Origin of the sequence: Pseudomonas sp. NPDC087639 (genome assembly GCF_044743385.1) — a bacterium.
Taxonomy (GTDB): domain Bacteria; phylum Pseudomonadota; class Gammaproteobacteria; order Pseudomonadales; family Pseudomonadaceae; genus Aquipseudomonas.
In genome coordinates this window covers 53,582-74,765 of record NZ_JBIUWI010000024.1, presented here as the reverse complement: position 1 = coordinate 74,765, position 21,184 = coordinate 53,582, and the positions used below count along the sequence as shown (strand labels likewise).

The 21,184-nt window shown below is 60.7% G+C and carries 21 protein-coding genes; 11 read left to right on the top strand and 10 right to left on the bottom strand.

Annotation, left to right across the window (positions count from 1 at the left end; genetic code table 11):
• From ACIOVB_RS12945 to fdhA, 6 genes are all read left to right on the top strand, one after another.
• On the top strand, positions 1-258 hold a 258-nt coding region (locus tag ACIOVB_RS12945; RefSeq protein ID WP_401268214.1), incomplete at its 5' end, for an FAD-dependent oxidoreductase.
• 14 nt (positions 259-272) lie between these two features.
• Positions 273-602 carry a sarcosine oxidase subunit delta gene (locus ACIOVB_RS12940; protein ID WP_401268212.1) on the top strand — a complete coding sequence of 110 codons (330 nt, stop codon included), beginning with the start codon at positions 273-275 and terminating at the stop codon, positions 600-602.
• On the top strand, positions 599-3,616 hold the full coding sequence (locus ACIOVB_RS12935; protein ID WP_187679648.1) for a sarcosine oxidase subunit alpha: 3,018 nt from the start codon (positions 599-601) through the stop codon (positions 3,614-3,616). Before ACIOVB_RS12940 ends, ACIOVB_RS12935 begins: the two co-directional genes overlap by 4 nt.
• 57 nt (positions 3,617-3,673) lie before the next feature.
• Positions 3,674-4,306: a sarcosine oxidase subunit gamma gene (locus ACIOVB_RS12930; protein WP_401268209.1), complete on the top strand. Its 633-nt coding sequence runs from the start codon at positions 3,674-3,676 to the stop codon at positions 4,304-4,306.
• 223 nt (positions 4,307-4,529) lie between these two features.
• Positions 4,530-5,387, top strand: a complete 858-nt coding sequence (gene purU, locus ACIOVB_RS12925; RefSeq protein ID WP_401268206.1) for a formyltetrahydrofolate deformylase — start codon at positions 4,530-4,532, stop codon at positions 5,385-5,387.
• Between the two features lie 153 nt (positions 5,388-5,540).
• On the top strand, positions 5,541-6,740 hold the full coding sequence (gene fdhA, locus ACIOVB_RS12920; RefSeq protein ID WP_042561444.1) for a formaldehyde dehydrogenase, glutathione-independent: 1,200 nt from the start codon (positions 5,541-5,543) through the stop codon (positions 6,738-6,740).
• Positions 6,741-6,789: 49 nt separating this feature from the next.
• On the opposite strand, the gene ACIOVB_RS12915 is transcribed toward fdhA, so the two are convergent.
• The 3 genes from ACIOVB_RS12915 to ACIOVB_RS12905 form a co-directional block, all read right to left on the bottom strand.
• Positions 6,790-7,110 carry a hypothetical protein gene (locus ACIOVB_RS12915; RefSeq protein ID WP_401268204.1) on the bottom strand — a complete coding sequence of 107 codons (321 nt, stop codon included), beginning with the start codon at positions 7,108-7,110 and terminating at the stop codon, positions 6,790-6,792.
• A gap of 142 nt (positions 7,111-7,252) precedes the next feature.
• On the bottom strand, positions 7,253-7,927 hold the full coding sequence (locus ACIOVB_RS12910) for an anti-sigma factor domain-containing protein (protein WP_401268202.1): 675 nt from the start codon (positions 7,925-7,927) through the stop codon (positions 7,253-7,255).
• Entirely contained in the window at positions 7,924-8,559 is a 636-nt protein-coding gene (locus ACIOVB_RS12905) for a sigma-70 family RNA polymerase sigma factor (RefSeq protein ID WP_401268199.1), read from the bottom strand. Before ACIOVB_RS12905 ends, ACIOVB_RS12910 begins: the two co-directional genes overlap by 4 nt.
• 149 nt (positions 8,560-8,708) lie before the next feature.
• Here ACIOVB_RS12905 and ACIOVB_RS12900 point away from each other — a divergent pair, with 149 nt between their 5' ends.
• Positions 8,709-9,266: a DUF2780 domain-containing protein gene (locus tag ACIOVB_RS12900; protein WP_401268198.1), complete on the top strand. Its 558-nt coding sequence runs from the start codon at positions 8,709-8,711 to the stop codon at positions 9,264-9,266.
• A 1-nt stretch (position 9,267) separates the two neighbouring features.
• Here ACIOVB_RS12900 and ACIOVB_RS12895 read toward each other — a convergent pair whose 3' ends face one another.
• The gene (locus tag ACIOVB_RS12895; protein WP_401268195.1) at positions 9,268-10,155 is read right to left on the bottom strand and encodes an acyltransferase; all 888 of its coding nucleotides are present in this window, start codon (positions 10,153-10,155) and stop codon (positions 9,268-9,270) included.
• A 275-nt stretch (positions 10,156-10,430) separates the two neighbouring features.
• Here ACIOVB_RS12895 and ACIOVB_RS12890 point away from each other — a divergent pair, with 275 nt between their 5' ends.
• The 4 genes from ACIOVB_RS12890 (at position 10,431) to creD (ending at position 14,653) form a co-directional block, all read left to right on the top strand.
• Entirely contained in the window at positions 10,431-10,937 is a 507-nt protein-coding gene (locus ACIOVB_RS12890) for an ATP-dependent zinc protease (RefSeq protein WP_187680766.1), read from the top strand.
• Positions 10,938-11,010: 73 nt separating this feature from the next.
• Complete coding sequence (gene creB / locus ACIOVB_RS12885; RefSeq protein WP_401268192.1) at positions 11,011-11,691, top strand: two-component system response regulator CreB; 681 nt, start codon at positions 11,011-11,013, stop codon at positions 11,689-11,691.
• Positions 11,691-13,109, top strand: a complete 1,419-nt coding sequence (gene creC / locus ACIOVB_RS12880; protein ID WP_401268189.1) for a two-component system sensor histidine kinase CreC — start codon at positions 11,691-11,693, stop codon at positions 13,107-13,109. Before creB ends, creC begins: the two co-directional genes overlap by 1 nt.
• A gap of 173 nt (positions 13,110-13,282) precedes the next feature.
• Entirely contained in the window at positions 13,283-14,653 is a 1,371-nt protein-coding gene (gene creD, locus ACIOVB_RS12875; RefSeq protein WP_401268186.1) for a cell envelope integrity protein CreD, read from the top strand.
• 178 nt (positions 14,654-14,831) lie between these two features.
• Here creD and ACIOVB_RS12870 read toward each other — a convergent pair whose 3' ends face one another.
• From ACIOVB_RS12870 to ACIOVB_RS12845, 6 genes are all read right to left on the bottom strand, one after another.
• Positions 14,832-15,461: a glutathione S-transferase gene (locus ACIOVB_RS12870; protein ID WP_401268184.1), complete on the bottom strand. Its 630-nt coding sequence runs from the start codon at positions 15,459-15,461 to the stop codon at positions 14,832-14,834.
• A 175-nt stretch (positions 15,462-15,636) separates the two neighbouring features.
• The gene (locus ACIOVB_RS12865; protein WP_401268181.1) at positions 15,637-15,816 is read right to left on the bottom strand and encodes a hypothetical protein; all 180 of its coding nucleotides are present in this window, start codon (positions 15,814-15,816) and stop codon (positions 15,637-15,639) included.
• Positions 15,813-16,943: a PepSY-associated TM helix domain-containing protein gene (locus tag ACIOVB_RS12860; RefSeq protein WP_401268179.1), complete on the bottom strand. Its 1,131-nt coding sequence runs from the start codon at positions 16,941-16,943 to the stop codon at positions 15,813-15,815. The genes ACIOVB_RS12865 and ACIOVB_RS12860 overlap by 4 nt, the downstream gene beginning before the upstream one ends.
• Before the next feature lie 74 nt (positions 16,944-17,017).
• Positions 17,018-19,444, bottom strand: coding sequence for a TonB-dependent siderophore receptor (locus tag ACIOVB_RS12855; protein ID WP_401268176.1), 2,427 nt, complete (start codon positions 19,442-19,444; stop codon positions 17,018-17,020).
• A 208-nt stretch (positions 19,445-19,652) separates the two neighbouring features.
• Positions 19,653-20,627, bottom strand: a complete 975-nt coding sequence (locus ACIOVB_RS12850) for a FecR domain-containing protein (RefSeq protein WP_401268174.1) — start codon at positions 20,625-20,627, stop codon at positions 19,653-19,655.
• Complete coding sequence (locus tag ACIOVB_RS12845; protein WP_222944273.1) at positions 20,624-21,100, bottom strand: RNA polymerase sigma factor; 477 nt, start codon at positions 21,098-21,100, stop codon at positions 20,624-20,626. Before ACIOVB_RS12845 ends, ACIOVB_RS12850 begins: the two co-directional genes overlap by 4 nt.
• Positions 21,101-21,184: the final 84 nt, after the last annotated feature.

Sequence of the window (21,184 nt, the reverse complement as noted above, 5' to 3'; positions counted from 1 at the left end):
CTGCACCGTCAGTGGGGCGGCATCGTCGACACCACGCCGGACGCCTGCCCGATCATTTCGAAAACGCCGGTACCGAACATGTTCTTCAACTGCGGTTGGGGCACTGGCGGCTTCAAGGCCACACCTGGCTCGGGCAACGTGTTTGCCGCGAGTCTGGCCAAGGGTGAAATGCACCCATTGGCTGCACCTTTCTCCATCGACCGTTTCCACAACGGTGCGTTGATCGATGAACACGGCGCTGCTGCGGTTGCCCACTAACAGGAGAAATCCCCATGTTGCATATCTTCTGTCCTCACTGCGGCGAGTTGCGCTCCGAAGAGGAATTCCACGCATCCGGTCAGGCGCACATTCCGCGCCCGCTCGATCCTGGCGCCTGCACTGATGAAGAGTGGGGCGACTACATGTTCTTCCGTGACAACCCGCGCGGTCTGCACCACGAGCTGTGGGATCACGTCGCCGGTTGCCGTCAGTACTTCAACGTCACCCGCGACACCGTGACCTACGAGATTCTCGAAACCTACAAGATCGGCACCAAGCCGCAATTTACCGACAAGGCTGATCCTGCAAAAACAGCCACGACGGCGCTGGGAGAGAAGGTATGAGCCAGACCAATCGCCTGTCCAACGGTGGACGGATCGACCGCAACAAAGTGCTGAGCTTCACCTTCAACGGTCAGACCTACAAAGGCTTCGAGGGTGACTCGCTGGCCGCTGCGCTGATCGCCAACGGCGTCGACATCATCGGCCGCAGCTTCAAGTATTCGCGTCCACGCGGCATCTTCGCCGCTGGCGCCGAAGAGCCGAACGCCGTGCTGCAGATTGGCGCGACCGAAGCCACGCAGATCCCCAACGTGCGCGCCACGCAACAGGCGCTGTACCAAGGCCTGGTCGCCACCAGCACCAACGGCTGGCCGAACGTCAACAACGACATGATGGGCATTCTCGGCAAGGTCGGCGGCAAGCTGATGCCGCCGGGTTTCTACTACAAAACCTTCATGTACCCGCAATCGTTCTGGATGACTTACGAGAAGTACATTCGTAAGGCTGCCGGTTTGGGCCGTTCGCCGACCGAAGTCGATCCGGACACCTACGACTACATGAACCAGCACTGCGACGTGCTGATCGTCGGCGCCGGCCCTGCCGGTCTCGCCGCCGCTCTGGCGGCCGCGCGCAGCGGTGCCCGGGTGATTCTGGCTGACGAGCAGGAAGAGTTCGGCGGCAGTCTGCTCGATTCCCGCGAAAGCCTCGATGGCAAACCGGCGATGGATTGGGTTGCCAGTGTCATTGCCGAATTGAAGGACACCCCGGATGTGCTGCTGTTGCCGCGCGCCACGGTCAACGGCTACCACGACCACAACTTCCTGACCATTCACGAACGCCTCACCGATCACCTCGGCGACCGCGCACCGATCGGTCAGGTACGTCAGCGCATTCACCGTGTCCGCGCCAAGCGTGTAGTGCTGGCCACCGGCGCTTGCGAGCGTCCGCTGGTCTACGGCAACAACGACGTGCCGGGCAACATGCTCGCCGGTGCGGTCTCGACTTACGTGCGCCGTTACGGCGTGGCGCCGGGTAAAAAACTGGTGCTGTCGACCAACAACGATCACGCCTATCGCGTGGCTTTGGATTGGCTCGACGCCAGTCTGCAAGTGGTGGCCATCGCCGATGCGCGCAGCAATCCGCGCGGTGCATTGGTCGAAGAAGCCCGCGCCAAAGGCATCCGCATCCTCACCGGCAGTGCCGTGATCGAGGCCCGTGGCAGCAAGCGCGTTACCGCTGCCCGCGTCGCCGCGATTGATGTGAAGGCGCACGCCGTGACCAGCCCGGGCGAATGGCTCGACTGCGATGTGGTCGCGACTTCCGGCGGTTACAGCCCGGTGGTTCACCTGGCCTCGCACTTGGGCGGCAAGCCGACCTGGCGCGAAGACATCCTCGGTTTCATCCCCGGCGAAGCCCCGCAGAAACGCGTGTGCGTCGGTGGCATCAACGGCGTTTACGGTCTCGGCGATTCGCTGGCCGATGGTTTTGAAGGTGGCGTGCGCGCTGCCAGTGAAGCCGGTTTCGCGGCGGTCGAAGGCACGCTGCCGAAAGCCCTGAGCCGTCTCGAAGAGCCGACGCTGGCGCTGTTCCAGGTGCCGCATGAGAAGGGCACTGCCCGCGCGCCGAAGCAATTCGTTGACCTGCAAAACGACGTCACCGCCGCCGCCATCGAACTGGCGACCCGCGAAGGTTTCGAGTCGGTCGAGCACGTCAAACGCTACACCGCACTGGGCTTCGGCACCGATCAGGGCAAACTCGGCAACGTCAACGGTCTGGCCATCGCCGCCCGTTCGCTGAACGTGACCATCCCGCAGATGGGCACCACGATGTTCCGTCCGAACTACACGCCGGTGACGTTCGGCGCCGTGGCCGGCCGGCATTGCGGGCACATCTTTGAGCCGGTTCGTTACACCGCGCTGCATCAATGGCACCTGAAAAACGGCGCCGAGTTTGAAGACGTCGGCCAGTGGAAACGTCCATGGTACTTCCCGAAAAACGGTGAAGACCTGCACGCTGCCGTGAAGCGCGAATGCAAAGCCGTGCGCGACAGCGTCGGCCTGCTCGACGCCTCGACCCTGGGCAAGATCGACATTCAAGGCCCGGATGCCCGCGAGTTTCTCAACCGCGTGTACACCAACGCCTGGACCAAGCTCGACGTGGGCAAGGCCCGTTACGGTTTGATGTGCAAAGAAGACGGCATGGTCTTCGACGACGGTGTGACGGCTTGCTTGGCCGACAACCATTTCGTCATGACCACCACCACCGGCGGCGCCGCGCGCGTCCTGCAATGGCTGGAGCTGTACCACCAGACCGAATGGCCGGACATGAAGGTGTACTTCACTTCCGTGACCGACCACTGGGCGACCATGACCCTGTCCGGCCCGAACAGCCGCAAGCTGCTCAGCGCTGTGACCGACATCGATCTGAGCAACGAAGCCTTCCCGTTCATGACCTGGAAAGAAGGTCTGGTTGGCGGTGTGCCGGCGCGGGTGTTCCGCATCTCGTTTACCGGTGAGCTGTCGTACGAAGTCAACGTGCAGGCCGACTATGCGATGGGCGTGCTGGAGAAAATCGTCGAGGCCGGCAAGCAGTACAACCTGACCCCGTACGGCACTGAAACCATGCACGTTCTGCGCGCCGAGAAAGGTTTCATCATCGTCGGCCAGGATACTGACGGCTCAATGACCCCGGACGATCTGAACATGGGTTGGTGCGTCGGTCGCACCAAACCGTTCTCGTGGATCGGCCAGCGCGGCATGAACCGTGAAGACTGTGTGCGTGATCAGCGCAAACAGTTGGTAGGCCTGAAGCCGATCGATCCGACCAAATGGCTACCGGAAGGTGCGCAGTTGGTGTTCAACACCAAACAGGCGATCCCGATGACGATGGTCGGCCACGTGACCTCCAGTTATGCGCACAACTCCCTTGGCTATTCGTTTGCCATGGGCGTGGTCAAGGGCGGTCTGAAACGCCTCGGCGAGCGGGTGTTTGCACCGCTGGCCGATGGCAGCGTGATCGAGGCAGAGATTGTTTCTTCGGTGTTCTTCGATCCGAAGGGTGATCGCCAGAACATCTGACACTAATCGTTCCCACGCAGAGCGTGGGAACGATCAAGAATTCAGCAAAGGTGCTTTATGACCACAGCCAACGTGTACCAACAACGCCCGACCACCGGTGCCCGTGCCGAGTCGTCGCTGCACCATGCCGACCTCGCCAGTCTGGTCGGCAAGGGCCGCAAGAATGCCGGCGTGATCGTGCGTGAGAAAAAATTACTGGGTCACCTGACCATCCGTGGCGATGGCCACGATGCAGCGTTCGCCGCTGGCGTACACAAGGCCCTGGGCATTGAACTGCCGGGCGCCCTGAGCGTGATCGTCAAAGGTGAAACCAGCCTGCAATGGATGGGCCCGGATGAGTGGCTGCTGATCGTGCCGAGCGGCGAAGAGCTCGCCGCCGAGCAGAAGCTGCGTGAAGCGCTGGGTGATCTGCACATCGCGATCGTCAACGTCAGCGGCGGCCAGCAAGTGCTCGAACTGAGCGGGCCGAATGTGCGTCAGGTATTGATGAAGTCCACCAGCTACGACGTGCACCCCAACAACTTCCCGGTCGGCAAAGCCGTGGGCACGGTGTTCGCCAAGTCGCAGCTGATGATTCGTCATACCGCTGAGGACACTTGGGAGCTGCTGATCCGTCGCAGCTTCTCGGATTACTGGTGGTTGTGGTTGCAGGATGCTTCGGCTGAATACGGGTTGAGCGTGCAGGCCTGACACTGAATTGCCGTCGTGCGTGCTTCTGTGGTGAGGGGATTTATCCCCGACGGGGGGCGAAGCCGCCCCAAACCAGCCACAGTGTTTATCAGGTAGATCGAATACACAGGTTTTACGACTGCTTCGCAGCCGATCGGGGATAAATCCCCTCACCACAAAAGCAGTTCAGCATAGCCACAGAGTTCACTCTGCTCACAGATGTTGAAACAGGAGTCACCGCACCATGAGCCGCGCCCCAGACACATGGATTCTGACCGCCGACTGCCCCAGCGTTCTCGGCACCGTGGACGCGGTGACGCGTTTTCTGTTCGAGCAGGGTTGCTACGTCACCGAGCACCATTCCTTCGATGACCGCCTCTCCGGGCTTTTTTTCATTCGTGTGGAATTCCGCCAGCCCGACGGTTTCGACGAACAATCCTTCCGCGCCGGCCTCGCCGAACGTGGCCAAGCCTTCGGCATGATCTTCGAGCTGACCGCGCCGAACTACCGGCCAAAAGTGGTGATCATGGTCTCCAAGGCCGATCACTGCCTCAACGACTTGCTCTACCGCCAGCGCATCGGCCAGTTGTCGATGGACGTCGCGGCTGTGGTGTCCAACCACCCCGACCTCAAGCCGTTGGCCGACTGGCACCAGATTCCCTACTACCATTTCCCCCTCGATCCCAACGACAAACCGTCGCAGGAGCGTCGGGTCTTGCAGGTGATCGAAGAGTCTGGCGCCGAACTGGTGATTCTCGCTCGCTACATGCAGGTGCTGTCGCCGGAGCTGTGCCGCAAGCTCGATGGCAAGGCGATCAACATTCATCACTCTCTGTTGCCGGGCTTCAAGGGTGCCAAGCCGTATCACCAGGCCTATAACAAGGGCGTGAAACTGGTCGGCGCGACGGCGCATTACATCAACAACGACCTCGATGAAGGGCCGATCATCGCCCAAGGTGTCGAGGCGGTGGATCACAGTCATTACCCGGAAGACTTGATTGCCAAGGGGCGGGATATCGAGGGCCTGACATTGGCCCGCGCCGTTGGCTATCACATTGAGCGCAGGGTGTTTCTCAACGCCAATCGCACGGTCGTTCTTTAGATAGCTAAAAGATCGCAGCCTTCGGCAGCTCCTACAGGGGGATGCGATTCATGTAGGAGCTGCCGAAGGCTGCGATCTTTTGATTTACCGAGCATTTAACGCGCTGCCTGCCTGGGCAACGCGGTTTCATAAAAACAACAGCGAGGTGAAAGCATGTCTGGCAATCGTGGTGTGGTGTATCTCGGCGCTGGCAAGGTCGAAGTACAGAAAATCGACTATCCGAAAATGCAGGACCCGCGCGGTCGCAAGATCGAGCACGGGGTCATTCTCAAAGTGGTTTCCACCAACATCTGCGGCTCCGACCAACACATGGTGCGCGGCCGTACCACGGCGCAGACCGGTCTGGTACTGGGCCACGAGATCACCGGCGAGGTGATCGAAAAAGGCTCCGACGTCGAGAACCTGAAAATCGGCGATCTGGTCTCCGTACCGTTCAACGTGGCTTGCGGGCGCTGCCGTTCCTGCAAAGAACAACACACCGGCGTCTGCCTGACCGTCAACCCGGCCCGTGCCGGCGGCGCTTACGGTTACGTCGACATGGGCGACTGGACCGGTGGCCAGGCCGAATACGTGCTGGTGCCGTACGCCGACTTCAACCTGCTGAAACTGCCGGATCGCGACAAGGCCATGGAGAAAATTCGCGACCTGACCTGCCTCTCCGACATTCTGCCGACCGGTTATCACGGTGCGGTGACTGCGGGCGTTGGCCCGGGCAGCACCGTTTACATTGCCGGCGCTGGCCCGGTCGGCCTGGCCGCCGCCGCTTCGGCGCGTCTGTTGGGCGCTGCGGTGGTGATCGTCGGCGACGTCAACACCATCCGCCTGGCCCACGCCAAGGCTCAGGGTTTCGAAATTGTCGACCTGTCCAAAGACACCCCACTGCACGAACAGATCGCCGCACTTCTAGGCGAGCCGGAAGTGGACTGTGCGGTGGACTGCGTAGGCTTCGAAGCCCGCGGCCACGGTCACGACGGGGTGAAATCCGAAGCCCCGGCCACCGTACTCAACTCGCTGATGGGCGTGGTGCGGGTCGCCGGCAAGATCGGTATTCCGGGCCTGTACGTCACCGAAGACCCGGGCGCCGTCGACGCCGCCGCGAAAATGGGCAGCCTGAGCATCCGCTTCGGTCTGGGCTGGGCCAAATCCCACAGCTTCCACACCGGGCAAACGCCCGTGATGAAGTACAACCGCCAACTGATGCAGGCGATCATGTGGGATCGCATCAACATCGCTGAAGTGGTCGGCGTGCAAGTCATCAGCCTCGATCAGGCGCCAGAAGGGTATGGCGAGTTCGATGCGGGCGTGCCGAAGAAGTTTGTGATTGATCCGCACAAGTTGTTTAGTGCGGCGTAGGTTTCACCCCTATAAGAAGGGCAGCCCTCGGGTTGCCCTTTTTGGTTTGTTATTTCGCTACCTCGAACGCGCATTTGCGGGCATCACCGTCCTTGACAGAACAGTCATCGCCGCTCCAATTCGCAGGGATGGTCGCTTTTACCGGAGTATCGTTTCTGTAACCGATCGAGGCGGCGATGTCGTCCTTGCCTTCAAATCGGCAGATAACAACTGAATTGGAACTGTCTTTGTCTTTAAGGCGTGCAGAGGTGAAGGTTAGATCTTCGGCGTCTTGAGAATGGGTCACCGAGAGAGTCGGGCACGTTGCTGCATAGGCGGTGCTCATCATAGCCGCCGAAACCAGGACACCTGCGACAATTTTCAACTTCATCATTTGTACTCCGTTACGTAATGGGAGCACCAATGTTGGCGTTGTAGGGGACTGGCGCCAACTGTCAGATCTGACAGTTTTTTAGCTTTTTTTGAGATGGTGATGAGCCTGGTAAGAAGAATCTGAGCTAATGGATTCAAAGTCAGAGCGCCGCCAACGCCCCTTGATACAATACCGGCCCCGTCGGTTTGCCCGTCGGCGAGCCACCCTTCGGCTCAAGAGTCACCGCCAACGCAACCGGCTTGCCGATCAACACTTTCTGCGCCTCACTCAACTCAACTTTGCCTTTACCCCCGGCCGGGATCACACCCAGCGAAATCGGCTTGCCATCCGCCGGGATCGCCCACAGTTCCAGGCTGCGAGTTGGATCGATGGCGGCGAGGGTCAGCGGCTCGACTTGCAGATAATCAGCATGCGCCTCGACCTTGAGCGCCGGTTGCGCGTCGGCGCTCAGCAGGGTGGCGCGGTAGCGGGCGTCGTCGCGGTTGTACAGCGAGCCGAGGAACACCAGCACCACGATCGAACACAGCGCAGCCGTAACGCGCAGCCAGTTCCAGAACGGACGTTTTTCCGGCACGTGCAGGACTTGCGGCTCAATCCGCGCGGTAATGCCATGCCATACGCGGTCGGGCACCGGTTGCTCCGGCAGGGATTCGGTGAGGGTCGCCAGCGTATCTTGCCAGTGCGCCAGCTCGGCACGCAGTGCTGCGTCGTCGAGCAGCAATTGTTCGAAGCGTCGACGCGCAGCCGGGCTCATCAAGCCGATGGCGTAATCGGCTGCGAGGGAACGGCGCAGGGCAGGGGTCTGGTAGTTCATGATTCAAGGCACCGGCGCAGGCGTTCCATGCCCCGGCGGATCCACGACTTGACCGTGCCCAGCGGCGTGGCCAGATGCTCGGCCAGTTCGGTACACGACAGGCCCTGAAAGTAGGCCACGCTGATCGACTGGCGCTGCATGCTGTCGAGGGTTTCCAGGCAACGGTTCAGCGCCTGAGCCTCGCGGGCGCTGCTCAATTGTTCATGTGCCGAAGGACTTTCGTCCGGCAGTGCGTCCAGTTCGAGATCGCTCAGCGGCCGGTCGCGCTGTTTGCGCAGTTGGTCGATGGCCTGATTGCGGGTGATGTTGATCATCCAGGTCAGCGGCGCCGACAGATGCGCTTCGTAGCGCGAAGCGTTGTTCCAGATGCGCACGAAGCTTTCCTGCAACACTTCTTCGGCCAGATCGGGTCGGCCCATAAAACGCAAGGCAACGCCGTGCAGGCGCGGGCCGACGCTGCGGTACAGCGTTTCGAACGCGCGACGGTCGCCCAGTGAGCACTGGGCCAACAGGTGTCGCAGCTGATCGGTGTCGGCGATGGAAATGATGAGTCTCCAGGCAAGGCGTGGGCGACAAGGACTGATCTCGGGCTGTTCACAGGCTAGTTCAGTGATGGCGCTTGTGCCATTCATCGCGGCAATTCCAGGGTTTCACGTTTTATATACGTGGCTATGCTGAAAATGGATGCGCGGGCGAGGAACATGCCGGCGGATACCCGGTCAAACCGGCAGCTTCACCGCCCATTTGACGGGTGGTTTCCACAGCGCAAGAGGATGTCTGAATGAAGATTTCACGCGGTTTTGCTTTGGCATCACTCATGACCCTGGCGGCCGGCCCGGTGTTCGCCGGTTTCAGCCTGGACGATGTGACCAAGGCAGCTTCGAGCATGCAGGGCGGCGACAAGGCTGCCGCTGCGGCACCGACTTCGGAAACCGCTGGTTTGTTGAGCGCTCTGAGTGCGCTGAACGTTACCCCGCAGCAAGCCGTGGGCGGCACCAGTGCGATGCTGGGGCTGGCGAAGAACCAGCTGAGCAGCACCGACTATTCGCAATTGGCCAAGGAAGTGCCGGGCATCGACAAACTCTCCGGCGGCGGTGGCAATCTGGCTGCGCTGAGCGGTTTGCTCGGCTCGTCGGGCAAGTCGGCCGGGCTGGAAAATGCCTTGGGCAACGTCAAGGACACCAATGACCTGAACAATGCGTTCAGCGCCTTGGGCATGGACAGCGGCATGATCGGCCAGTTTGCCCCGGTGATTCTGCAATACCTCGGTCAGCAGGGCGTTGGCGGCTCGCTGCTGAGCAGTCTGGGCAGCATCTGGGGCACTGGCACCGGTAGCTGATTCAGCCGCGCCCGTTCTTCAGTTCAGCGATGCGCTGATCTTTCTCGGTCCAGAGCTGGTTGACCCAGTTCTGGACCTTCTGGCGAAACACCGGATCGTTTTCGTAATCGCCCTGCCACAGCGCCGGGTCGAGTTCGCGGGTCTTGATGTCGATGATCACTCGCGGCACGTTGCCGCTGATCAAATCCCAGAATCCTGGAATCGTCGCCTGTGGATAAACCACGGTGACGTCGAGGATCGCATCCAGTTGTTCACCCATCGCCGCCAATACAAACGCTACGCCGCCAGCCTTGGGCTTGAGCAAGTGGCTGAACGGTGACTGTTGTTGCGCGCTTTTCGCGGCGGTGTAGCGGGTGCCCTCCAGATAATTCACCACGGTCACGGGCTGACGCTTGAACAGCTCGCATGCCTGTTTGGTGATCTCCAGATCCTTGCCCGCCAGCTCCGGGTTCTTCGCCAGAAACGCCTTGGTGTAGCGCTTCATGAACGGGTAATCCAGCGCCCACCAGGCCAGGCCCAGAAACGGCACCCAGATCAGTTCTTTCTTGAGGAAGAACTTGAAGAACGGCGTGCGCCGGTTGAGGGTTTGGATCAGCGCCGGAATGTCGACCCACGACTGATGGTTGCTGACCACCAGATAAGAGGTGTCGCCGCGCAGGTTTTCGCCGCCACGAATGTCCCATTGAGTAGGAATGCACAGGCGAAAAATCAGCTTGTCGATTTCTGCCCAGGTCTCGGCAATCCACATTACCGCCCCCGACGCGTAATCACGCCAGCGCCCGGGCGCTACCAGTTTGAGCAGGGCAAAGATCATCAACGGCCCGATCAGAATCAGGGTGTTGAGCAACAGCAGCAGGGTGACGAAACAGCCGGTGAGCAGGCGGCGCATAAGCAACTCTATGAAAGCGGATGGACGCGCCATGATAAGTGGCTTCGGGCGACAGGCCAAATTTGCACTGACGAATGTTTCACTTTTGTACCGCTATGCTGCGGGTTGGATGATCGTTCCCACGCTCTGCGTGGGAACGCCGCCCGGGACGTTCCGCGTCCCTGTGACGCAGAGCGTCACTGGATGCATGCTCACGCAGAGCGTGGGAACGATCGGGTGGAACAAGGTCTAAAATCCCACGTCTGCCGCCCTCATTTTTCAAGGAAGCCCCTTACGTGAAATCCCTCCTTGCACTGTTTGCCCTCGTCGCCCTGCCAGTCATGGCCGCCGAGCCGACCCTGTACGGGCGTTACGAATACATCGCACTGCCGGAAATCGGCGGTGAAGTGCTCAAGGCCAAAATGGACACCGGCGCGCTGACCGCGTCGCTGTCGGCCAAGGACATCGAGACTTTCACCCGCGATGGCGACGACTGGGTGCGCTTCCGCCTCGGCACCAAGGACGCCAGCAACAAGGTCTACGAACACAAGGTTGCGCGCATCAGCAAGATCAAGAGCCGCTCCGATGAAGAAGACGAAGATCGCGAAGCCACCGAAGTCGCCAAGCGCCCGGTGGTCGATCTGGAGCTGTGCCTGGGCAACGTCAAGCGCACCGTGGAGGTCAACCTGACCGACCGCAGCAACTTCAACTATCCGCTGCTGATCGGTGCCAAGGCCTTGCGCGAGTTTGGCGCAGCAGTGAACCCAGCACGGCGCTTCACCGCCGACAAACCGGACTGTTAAGCCAAGTGGTCTCATTGACGTAACGTCAGGCTTGGGGCACCGTTCGCGCACTTAACCCACGGGCTCGGACGCCATGCCTCATATCCTGATTGTCGAAGACGAAGCGGCGATTGCCGATACGCTGATTTTTGCCTTGCAGGGCGAGGGGTTCACCACCACTTGGGTGAGCCTCGGCGCGGCGGCGCTGGAACATCAGCGCCAGACCCCGGCCGATCTGATCATTCTCGACATCGGCCTGCCGGACATCAGCGGTTTCGAAACCTGCAAACAGCTGCGCCGCTTCAGTGAAGTGCCGGTGCTGTTCCTCAGTGCGCGGGACGCCGAGATCGACCGTGTCGTGGGGCTTGAAATCGGTGCCGACGACTACGTGGTCAAGCCGTTCAGCCCACGGGAAGTGGCGGCGCGGGTTCGCGCGATTCTCAAGCGCATGGCGCCACGGCCCACGGTTGAGGTGTCCTCGGCGTTGTTTCGCATCGATCCCGAGCGCGTGCAGATTGCTTATCGCGGTCAGCCTCTGAGCCTGACCCGTCACGAATTCCGCCTGCTGCAATGCCTGCTCGACCAACCGGAGCGGGTCTTCAGTCGCGAGCAATTGCTCGATGCATTGGGTGTGGCGGCGGATGCCGGTTACGAGCGCAGCATCGACAGCCACATCAAAAGCGTGCGCGCCAAGCTGCGTCTGGTGCGTGCCGAAGCCGAGCCGATCCAGACCCATCGCGGTCTCGGTTACAGCTACAGCCCGGGGCACAGCTGATGTCGTTGGGGCTGCGGATTTTCCTGGTGTATGTGCTGTTTGTCGGCCTGACCGGTTATTTCGTGCTCAACACGGTGATGGAGGAAATCCGTCCCGGTGTGCGTCAGTCCACCGAAGAAACCCTGGTCGACACCGCCAACCTGCTGGCGGAAATCCTGCGCGACGATTTCAAGGCCGGTACCCTCAGCGAGAATCGCTGGCCCGAGTTGCTGCGCGCCTACGGCGAACGCCAGCCGCAAGCGACGATCTGGGGGCTGCCGAAGAATCAGGTCAACCATCGCATCTATGTCACCGACGCCAAGGGCCGGGTGGTGCTGGATTCCAGCGGTGTTGCGGTGGGCCAGGATTATTCGCGCTGGAACGACGTCTACCTGACTTTGCGCGGCGAATACGGCGCGCGTTCCAGCCGCAGCGATCCGGATGACCCGAGCTCGTCGGTGATGCACGTCGGTGCGCCGATCCGCGACAACGGCCAGATCATTGGCGTAGTGACCGTGGCCAAACCCAACAGCTCGTTGCAGCCTTACGTTGATCGCACCGAACGGCGTTTGCTGTTTTATGGCGCCGGTCTGATTGGCCTCGGTTTGTTGTTCGGCGCCTTGCTGTCATGGTGGCTGAGCCGCGCACTGCATCGCTTGACCGGTTATGCCCAGGCCGTCAGTGAAGGCCGGCGAGTGGAAGTGCCGCACTATCGCGGTGGCGAACTTGAGCAACTGGCCACAGCGGTCGAGCAGATGCGTACGCAACTGGAAGGCAAGGCCTACGTTGAACGCTATGTGCACACGCTGACCCATGAATTGAAAAGTCCGCTGGCGGCGATTCGCGGTGCGGCGGAGTTGCTGCAGGGCGATATGTCGCCGGTTCAGCGCCTGCGCTTTGTCGGCAATATCGACAGCGAAAGTGCGCGGATGCAGCAGTTGATCGAGCGCTTGCTGAATCTGGCGCAGGTTGAGCAGCGCCAGGGTCTTGAGGAACGAGTGGCCGTGCCGCTGGCGGTGTTGGTCGATGAGTTGTTGCAGGCTCAGACCGCGCGAATCGAAGGCAAGCAGCTGCGCATTGAACAGGCGATCTCGGCGAGTCTGCTGCTGATCGGCGAGCCATTTTTGCTGCGTCAGGCGCTGGGTAATCTGCTGGAGAATGCGCTGGATTTCACCCCGGTCGAGGGGTTGCTGCGGTTCAGTGCCGAGCGGGTTGGCGAGCAAATCGAATTTCGTTTGTTCAATGAGACGGCGGCGATTCCTGACTACGCTTTGCCGCGTTTGACTGAACGCTTCTATTCATTGCCGCGCCCGGACAGTGGACGCAAAAGTACCGGACTGGGACTCAACTTCGTCGAGGAAGTGGTCAAGTTGCATGGTGGGTCGATGAGTATTCGCAATGTTGAAAATGGCGTTGAAGTGACATTGCGCTTGCCTTGAGACCGAGTCGCTGCCTTCGCGAGCAGGCTCGCTCCCACAGGTGGCGCATTCCAATTTAGGAGCGAGCCTGCTCGCGAAGGGGCCGTTGAAGTCTCCACACAATCTCCACATTCCCCCCACAAATTCCCCATACAGCCCATCCAGACTCTGCCCATCAAAACAGGGAGAGTCCCATGAACAAGAATCTGACCATAAAGCTCGGGGCCATTGCCCTTTTGATCCTGCTGTTGCTGATACCACTGCTGATGATCGACGGGGTCATCGACGAGCGCCAGCAACTGCGCGACGGCGTGCTGCAAGACATTGCCCGCAGCTCCAGTTACAGCCAGCAGATCAGCGGCCCGGTGATGGTGGTGCCGTACCGCAAAGTGATTCACAACTGGAAGCTCAACGACAAAACCAACAAGCGCTATGACGAGCCGAGCGAAGAACGCGGGCGTTTGTACTTTCTGCCGGAACGGTTCGAACTCGATGGCCAGGTACAGACCGAACTGCGCGCCCGGGGCATTTACGAAGCGCGGCTGTTCCATGCCGAGAACCGCATCAACGGCAGTTTTTCGCTGCCAGCGCAATTGGGCATCAAGGAAGACTTCGCCGATTACCAGTTCGATGCGCCGTTTCTCGCGGTCGGCATCAGCGACATTCGCGGCATCGAAAATGCCTTGAAACTGGAACTCGACGGCCAGCGCCTGGACTTCGTTCCCGGGACTCAAGTCGGCTGGCTCGGCGAGGGTGTGCGAGTGACGCTGCCGCAGCTCGACACCAGCAAAACCAACGAACTGGCGTTCGGTTTCGACCTGCGTCTGCAAGGCACCGGTTCATTGCAGGTGCTGCCGGTGGGCAAGAGCAGCAGCGTCAGCCTGACCGCCAACTGGCCGCACCCAAGCTTCATCGGCAACTTCCTGCCGGCCAAACGGGAAATCAACGACGCCGGTTTCAGCGCCGACTGGCAGACCACGTTCTTCTCCACCAACCTGCAAGACGCCATGAGCCGCTGTGTCAGCAGCAATGATTGCGATGGCTTCAATGCCCGTAGCTTCGGCGTGAGCTTCATCGACCCGGTGGATCAATATCTGAAGAGTGACCGGGCGATCAAATATGCGCTGTTGTTTATCGTCCTGACGTTCGCCGGTTTCTTCCTCTTCGAAGTGCTCAAGAGTCTGGCGGTGCACCCGGTGCAATATGCGTTGGTGGGGGTGGCGCTGGCGTTCTTTTACCTGTTGCTGCTGTCGCTGTCGGAACACATCGGGTTTGCCCTGGCGTATCTGTTGTCGGCCAGTGGTTGTGTGTTGCTGATCGGGTTCTATGTCTGCCACGTGCTGCACAGCGTGCGTCATGGCTTGAGTTTTTCGGCGGGGTTGGCGGCGTTGTATGGCCTGCTCTATGGCTTGTTGAGTGCCGAGGATTACGCGCTGCTCATGGGTTCGCTGCTGCTGTTCGGCTTGCTCGGTGTGTTTATGGTGCTGACGCGCAAACTCGATTGGTACGGTATCGGGCAGAAGCCGGCCAAGCCGCTGGAGTTTGATATCGGGGCGGTGCAATGAGCGGGTTGCGTGAGGATCAGCGGGAGGCTGCGGTGTTGGTGACGCTGATCTTTGCGTCACTGCCGCCGGAACCGAGGTGGTGCCATCGCGAGCAGGCTCACTCCCACACTGTGCATGAACACAAATCACTTGTAGGAGCGAGCCTGCTCGCGAAGAGGCCGGAACAGGCGCCGCCGTTTTAAGGCTTGGGCATGGTCGCGATCATGGACGGTCGCTGACTGACTTCAAAGAACCAGTTGGCCAGTTGTGGGTTGGCCTCACGCCAGCCCAGGTCCGGGAAGCGCAGATCGAGGTAGCCAAGTGCACACGCCACGCTGATCGCCGCTACATCGAAATGGCTGGTCAGTTCGGCAATCGCGTCTTTTTCCAGCAGGGCGAGGGCGCGACGGATCTTGTCGCGCTGGGCTTCGAGCCATTCGTCCCAGTGTTTTTCCGGTGCACGCAGCACCTGCTCGTAACGCACCATCACCGAGGCATCCATGATTCCGTCGGCCATCGAGGCCAGGGTCAGACGCCGCCAGCGGGCCGAACCGTCGCGAGGGATCAGCGGGTTGCCGACGTGTTGGTGGTCGAGGTAATCGAGGATCACGCGGCTGTCATGGATGACATCGCCGTCGGCCAAGCGCAGGGCCGGGATCTTGCCCAGCGGGTTGTCGGCGTTGAGCTCGGCACTGGGGCTGACCGGGCTGAGCACACAGTCTTGCAACGCGACGCGATCCTGCTGGCCGGTCTCGTGCAGAAACACCATCACTTTGCGTACGAACGGGGAGAGCGTGTTGTGGAACAGGGTCATGCTGGGGACGGACATTGGCAGGGTCTCGATCAGGACAGTGATGGGGCAGCATAGCCTGTCAGTGCACGAGCTCAAGCCTTGCGCCGAACCAAATGTAGGAGTGAGCCTGCTCGCGATAGCGTAATGACATTCAATACCTATGTTGACTGACCCGCAGCCATCGCGAGCAGGCTCACTCCTACAGGGTTTTTCAGCTTCGCAGCAATAGACCTCTTATGGCCAGAAATGCCGGCACACCCAAGCCGATCCAACTCAGCGCATCCCAAACCCCATCCCCCAGCAACGCCGCAAACAACCCCGCCGCACTGAGTAGCGCGATCACCAGCGGCGTGCTGAACACCTTCCAGAAATTCGACTGACGCGGCTTCATGCAGAGGCCTCCGTCGTTTCCAGCACGGGCTTGGCCGCTCTGCGCCGTACTACCCACAAATACACGCCGCTGCCGAGCACGATGATTGTCAGTACATCGAGGGCGGCCCAGAGAATCTTCATCGGCATGCCGCCGTAGTCACCGAAGTGCAGCGGCTGGGACATGCCCATGGCGTCCATGTACCACGGTCGTTCCGCCACGGCGGTGACTTGCAGGGTCGTCGCGTCGATCAATACCGGCGTCAGCAGGTGAGAGGTCAAATGCGTGCCGCCCTTCATGAACACCGAGTAATGGTGCTCGCTGGAAAAGCGCGTGCCGGGGAAGGCGATGAAATCCGGCTTCATGCCCGGCGCGACTTCGCCGGCAATGTCGAGCAAGCGGGTGGCTGGCGCTAGATGAGTCAGCGGCGGCGCATCGCGATAGGGCGCGATCAAGGTATTGAGCGAGTCGTTGCGCCATGCAGCGATCAGCAAGTCGGCGCAGGCGCTGATCACACCGGTCACACCGACAACCAACGCCCACGTCAGCGTGACGACGCCGATCAGGTTATGCAGGTCGAGCCAGCGCAGGCGGGTGGATTTGTCCTGGCGCACGGTGCCGAATTTCAAACGACGCATGAACGGCAGGTACAGCACCGTCCCGGAAACTATCGCCACGACAAATAACAGCCCCATGAACGCCAGCAGCAACTTGCCCGGCAACCCGGCGAACATGTCGACGTGCAGGCGCAGGATGAACAGCATCAAACCGCCGTTCGCCGAGGGCGTTTCCAGCGCTTCGCCGGTGCGCGCATCGAGCATGAAGGTGTGCGAAGAATTGGGCTCGGTGCCGGCGGTTTTCGCCATGATCGTCAGCACGGCGTTCGGCTCATCGTCGTCGAAGCCGAAGTACTGCACGACGTCATCCGGGCGATGTTTTTCCGCAGCCTCGACCAGTTGCGCCAGATTCAGGCGCGGCGTGTCGGCCGGCATCTCGCGTACTACCGGAGCATCGCCGAGCAGGTGGTCGATTTCATGGCTGAAAATCAACGGCAGGCCGGTCAAGGCCAGCATCAGCAAAAACACGGTGCAGATCAGGCTGGTCCAGGTGTGGATGAACGACCAGCGGCGGATTGTTTTACTTTTCATTTCATGACCTTCAAAAACACCAAAGCCGTCCACGAAGGACGGCCGGGTGACATGACCTGTTTCAGCTCAATCGCTTACCACTTATAAGTGGCGCTGGCGACGACACTGCGCGTGTCGCCGTAGTAGCAGTAGAAGCTGTCGCAGGTGGAAATGTATTCCTTGTCGAACAGGTTGGTCGCGTTCAGTGCCAGCGACGCGCCCTTGAGGCTGTTGTCCAGACGGCCGAGGTCGTAATGCACGCTCGCGTCGAACACGGTGTAGGCGTCCGCCTTGCCCAGCCAGGTGTTGGCCTTGTCGCCGTAAGTGTTGCCGGTGTAACGCACGCCGGCACCGATGCCGAAGCCGTCGAGTACGCCGGTGTGCCAGGTGTAATCGGTCCACAACGACGCTTGCTGGTTGGGCATCAGTTGCAGGCGATTGCCCTTGTCGGTGCCGTTCTGCACTTCGGATTTGGCCAGGGTGTAGGCGGCGATGACTTTCAGGTTATCGGTAACGTCCGAGACCGCTTCCAGCTCAAGGCCTTTGACTTTCACTTCGCCGGTCTGGCTGGTGATCGACACGCCGTCGACGAAGGTGTTGACCGAGACGTTTTTCTGGGTGAGGTCATACACGGCGGCGCTCAACAGCGTCTTGCTGCCCGGCGGCTGGTACTTGATGCCCAGCTCCCATTGCTTGCCTTCGGTTGGCTTGAGCGAACCGGTGGAGGTAGCGTCGGCGCCCGTGGTCGGCTGGAAGGATTCGGCGTACGACAGGTACGGCACGAAGCCTGAATCGAACACATAGCTGAGTGCCGCGTTGCCGCTGAACGCCTTGTCGCGCTGGGTGTTGGTGGCGTCTGCTTTGTTGATGAATCGCGTGCTGGTGTGAACCCAGTCTTCACGGCCGCCGAGGGTCAGGCGCCATTGGTCGAGGGCCATTTGATCTTGGACGTAGAGGCCGGTCTGGTAGGTCTTCTGGTTGTAGTCGTAAAACGCTGTGGAGCGCGCCGGACGCACGATCGGCTGGCCGTAGATCGGGTTGATCACGTTGGTTTGAAGACCATCACCAAATATAGAGGTGTAGTTGGTGTTGCTGCGCTGGTGATCCAGACCCAGCAGCAAGGTGTGGCGGATATCGCCAGTGGCGAAATCGGCCTGGAAGTTGTTGTCCACGGCGAACTGGCTGATGTCTTCGTCGACGCTGGTGCTGGTACGGCCGACGTTGCCCTGATCATCCACTTCGGTGAACGGGTACGAGCCAACGGTCAGTGCCTGGAACGACAGATCCGACTTGGTGTAACGCAGGTTCTGCTTGAACTGCCAGGTATCGTTCAAGCGATGTTCGAACGCGTAGCCCAGCGCGTAGTAAGTGCGGTCGTAATATTCCCAATCCGGGTCACCCAGATTCTTGTGATGGGAAATGTCACCCAGCGGCGACTTGATCTTGGTGCCCTGAATCGGCAGGAACTGGCTGGTGATGCCGGTATCGTCGCGGGTGAACTGGCTCAACAGGGTGAATTTGGTGTCGTCGTCGATGTTCCAGGTCAGGCTCGGCGCGATGTTGTAGCGCTTGTTGTCAACGTGGTCGACCTGAGTACCGCTGTCACGTACGACGCCGCTGATGCCATAGAGAAACTGACCCGCCTCATCGATCTTGCCGGTGCTGGCGAAGTTGATCTGGCGATGGTTGTCGCTGCCGTATTGCAGCTGAATTTCGCTGCTGGCGATGTCACTTGGACGGCGGCTGACCATATCCAGCAGGCCGCCCGGCGGGGTCTGGCCGTACACCGAAGAGGCCGGGCCACGGAGCAGGGCGAGGCGGTCGAGGTTCCAGGTTTCCTGTTTCGGGTTGGCGTACACGCCTTTTGGCAGTGGCAGGCCGTCGAGGAACTGGGTCGGCTCGAAGCCGCGTACGCGCAGCCAGTCCGCGCGGGTGTCGCTGCCGTAGCTGCTGGCGGTGATGCCCGGCATGTAGCGCACGGCGTCATCGAGGCTGTGCACGCTACGGTCGTCCATTTGCTGGCGGGTGGCGACGGAGATCGAGCGCGGTGCTTCGACCAGCGCGGTGTCGGTCTTGGTGCCGGCGGCGGTGCGCGTGGCGGTGTAGCCCTCGACAGGGCTCCAGGCGGTTTCCAGATTTTCCACACCGATCACCGATGTTTCCGGCAGCGCCATCACACCCTCAGGCACAGCGACCAAGGTGTAAGTGCCGGTGCTGCTTTGTTCCAGTTGCAGGCCAGTGCCTTGCAACGCTGCACGCAACGCGCCAGTGGCGTCGTACTGGCCGTTCACCGGGGCCGAGGTCTTGCCTGCCGCCAGCGACGGATTCAGCGACAGCGCGAGGCCACCCTGGCTGGCGATCTGGTTCAACGTGGTGGACAGAGGCGCGGCCGGCAGGTTGTAGGCTCGCACGCTGGACGCTTGTTCAGCGGCGAACAACGGGCTGCTGATCAGCGGGGCGCCCAGAGCGATGGCGACAGCCAACAGACTGGGGCGCAACAAGGTGTCTAGCGAACGGGACATACGGCGGCTCCTGAATGGAAACATTTCTCAATTGCCTGTGTGCCGGACGAGATCGGAAAAGTGATAGGGCTGGATGAAAATAATTTCGATTAACTGAAAGGCGAGTTGTGGCAGATGACGTCTTCGCGAGCAGGCTCGCTCCCACAGCGGTAACGCATCCCAATGTGGGAGCGAGCCTGCTCGCGAAAGCTAAAGCTCAGGCACCACATTAATCAGGTTTGGTATCAGCCTTCGCCACGGTGACCCAAAATGGCGTGTGCTGTTCGATCTGCACCGGCAGGGTCGGCAGCAGGGCGCTCAAGGCTTTATCGGTGTCGTGCAACGGGAAGCTGCCGGTAATGCGCAAGTCAGCTACTTCCGGTGCCACGCCCAAATGTCCGCGTCGATAACGCCCCAACTCGTGCACCAGATCCCCCAGTCGCGCGTTATCGACCACCAGCATCCCGCGCGTCCACGCATCGGCGCCAGGGTTGAGCGCGACAATGGCGTCCAGTCCGTCATGGCGCAGCAGCACTTGTTGGCCTTCACGCAGGATCTGTTCTTCAGGTTTCGATTGCGTATGCGCAGCGACTGCCGACTGCAACACGCTCAGGCGCGTCCCTTCTTCTTCGCGCTTGACCAGGAATCGCGTGCCCAATGCACGCATGCTGCCCTCGCGTGTTTCCACAATGAATGGCCTCGCGTCACCGTGGCCGGTTTCGACGAGGATTTCGCCTTCCTGCAAAACAATCAGGCGTTGCTTTTCATCGAAGCGCACATCCACAGCGCTGTGGGTGTTGAGATTGAGCACGGTGCCGTCGGCCAGGCGCACGGTGCGCTGTTCGCCAGTCGCAGTGCGCTGATCCGCCAGCCAGTAATCCAGCGGCAGATAACGATCGCCCGCAAACAGTGCCAGCCCCACCACCGCCACCACACTGGCCAATCCGCTGCCCAGCTTGCGCACTCGACGACGAATGCCCTCGCGCGATTGCAGCAAGGCGCTGCGGGCTGGCCCTTTGGCCACGCTGAAACGCTGATCGAGCATGCCCAACTGGCGCCACGCCCGCGCATGTTCTTCATGGGCCGCGTGCCATTTGGCGAATTCCTCGCGCTCCAGCGGGCTGCTCGAATCAAGCGTCAGTTGCCAGGCAATCGCCGCGTCCAGCACATGCGCCGGCACCGGTCTGGAACTGGCCGGGCTCATGTCGGCTCACCGTACAGGGCGATGTAGCACTGACGAATCCCTTGCGCCAGATACTGGCGCACACGCGGTACTGACACGCCGAGCTTCTCGGCGATCTCGGCATGGCTGAGGCCGTCGAGGCGGTTATAAAGGAAAGCGGCGCGGGCCTTGGTCGACAGTTTGCCGAGCAGACGGTCGATGGCTTTGAGGTCTTCGAGGATCAGTTGCTGTTCTTCCACCGATGGCTGTTCGCCTTCGGGAATCAGCATCAGTTCGGTGAGGTAGGCCTGTTCCAGCGCGGCACGGCGGAAGTAATCGAACAGCAGACCCTTGGCGATCGCCACCAGGAAAGCCCGGGGCTCGCGCGGCGATGGCAGTTCATCGCGACCGAGCAGACGCACGAAGGTGTCCTGACTCAGGTCTTCGGCACGTTGCGGACACGCCACATTGCGCCGCAGCCACGCCAGCAGCCAACCGCGATGGTCGCGATACATCGCACCGACGAGCTCACTGTGAGGGCTTGGGACTGACGACACCAGACGCACCGATTGGGAAATGTTAACCAACGAGAATTGTTC

What these genes read in the sequence shown, in the direction of transcription:
- ACIOVB_RS12940 (WP_401268212.1), top strand. Translation starts at nt 273, where the DNA reads ATGTTGCATATCTTCTGTCCTCACTGCGGCGAGTTGCGCTCCGAAGAG.
- ACIOVB_RS12935 (WP_187679648.1), top strand. Translation starts at nt 599, where the DNA reads ATGAGCCAGACCAATCGCCTGTCCAACGGTGGACGGATCGACCGCAAC.
- ACIOVB_RS12930 (WP_401268209.1), top strand. Translation starts at nt 3,674, where the DNA reads ATGACCACAGCCAACGTGTACCAACAACGCCCGACCACCGGTGCCCGT.
- purU (WP_401268206.1), top strand. Translation starts at nt 4,530, where the DNA reads ATGAGCCGCGCCCCAGACACATGGATTCTGACCGCCGACTGCCCCAGC.
- fdhA (WP_042561444.1), top strand. Translation starts at nt 5,541, where the DNA reads ATGTCTGGCAATCGTGGTGTGGTGTATCTCGGCGCTGGCAAGGTCGAA.
- ACIOVB_RS12915 (WP_401268204.1), bottom strand. Translation starts at nt 7,110, where the DNA reads ATGAAGTTGAAAATTGTCGCAGGTGTCCTGGTTTCGGCGGCTATGATG.
- ACIOVB_RS12910 (WP_401268202.1), bottom strand. Translation starts at nt 7,927, where the DNA reads ATGAACTACCAGACCCCTGCCCTGCGCCGTTCCCTCGCAGCCGATTAC.
- ACIOVB_RS12905 (WP_401268199.1), bottom strand. Translation starts at nt 8,559, where the DNA reads ATGAATGGCACAAGCGCCATCACTGAACTAGCCTGTGAACAGCCCGAG.
- ACIOVB_RS12900 (WP_401268198.1), top strand. Translation starts at nt 8,709, where the DNA reads ATGAAGATTTCACGCGGTTTTGCTTTGGCATCACTCATGACCCTGGCG.
- ACIOVB_RS12895 (WP_401268195.1), bottom strand. Translation starts at nt 10,155, where the DNA reads ATGCGCCGCCTGCTCACCGGCTGTTTCGTCACCCTGCTGCTGTTGCTC.
- creB (WP_401268192.1), top strand. Translation starts at nt 11,011, where the DNA reads ATGCCTCATATCCTGATTGTCGAAGACGAAGCGGCGATTGCCGATACG.
- creC (WP_401268189.1), top strand. Translation starts at nt 11,691, where the DNA reads ATGTCGTTGGGGCTGCGGATTTTCCTGGTGTATGTGCTGTTTGTCGGC.
- creD (WP_401268186.1), top strand. Translation starts at nt 13,283, where the DNA reads ATGAACAAGAATCTGACCATAAAGCTCGGGGCCATTGCCCTTTTGATC.
- ACIOVB_RS12870 (WP_401268184.1), bottom strand. Translation starts at nt 15,461, where the DNA reads ATGTCCGTCCCCAGCATGACCCTGTTCCACAACACGCTCTCCCCGTTC.
- ACIOVB_RS12865 (WP_401268181.1), bottom strand. Translation starts at nt 15,816, where the DNA reads ATGAAGCCGCGTCAGTCGAATTTCTGGAAGGTGTTCAGCACGCCGCTG.
- ACIOVB_RS12860 (WP_401268179.1), bottom strand. Translation starts at nt 16,943, where the DNA reads ATGAAAAGTAAAACAATCCGCCGCTGGTCGTTCATCCACACCTGGACC.
- ACIOVB_RS12855 (WP_401268176.1), bottom strand. Translation starts at nt 19,444, where the DNA reads ATGTCCCGTTCGCTAGACACCTTGTTGCGCCCCAGTCTGTTGGCTGTC.
- ACIOVB_RS12850 (WP_401268174.1), bottom strand. Translation starts at nt 20,627, where the DNA reads ATGAGCCCGGCCAGTTCCAGACCGGTGCCGGCGCATGTGCTGGACGCG.
- ACIOVB_RS12845 (WP_222944273.1), bottom strand. Translation starts at nt 21,100, where the DNA reads ATGTATCGCGACCATCGCGGTTGGCTGCTGGCGTGGCTGCGGCGCAAT.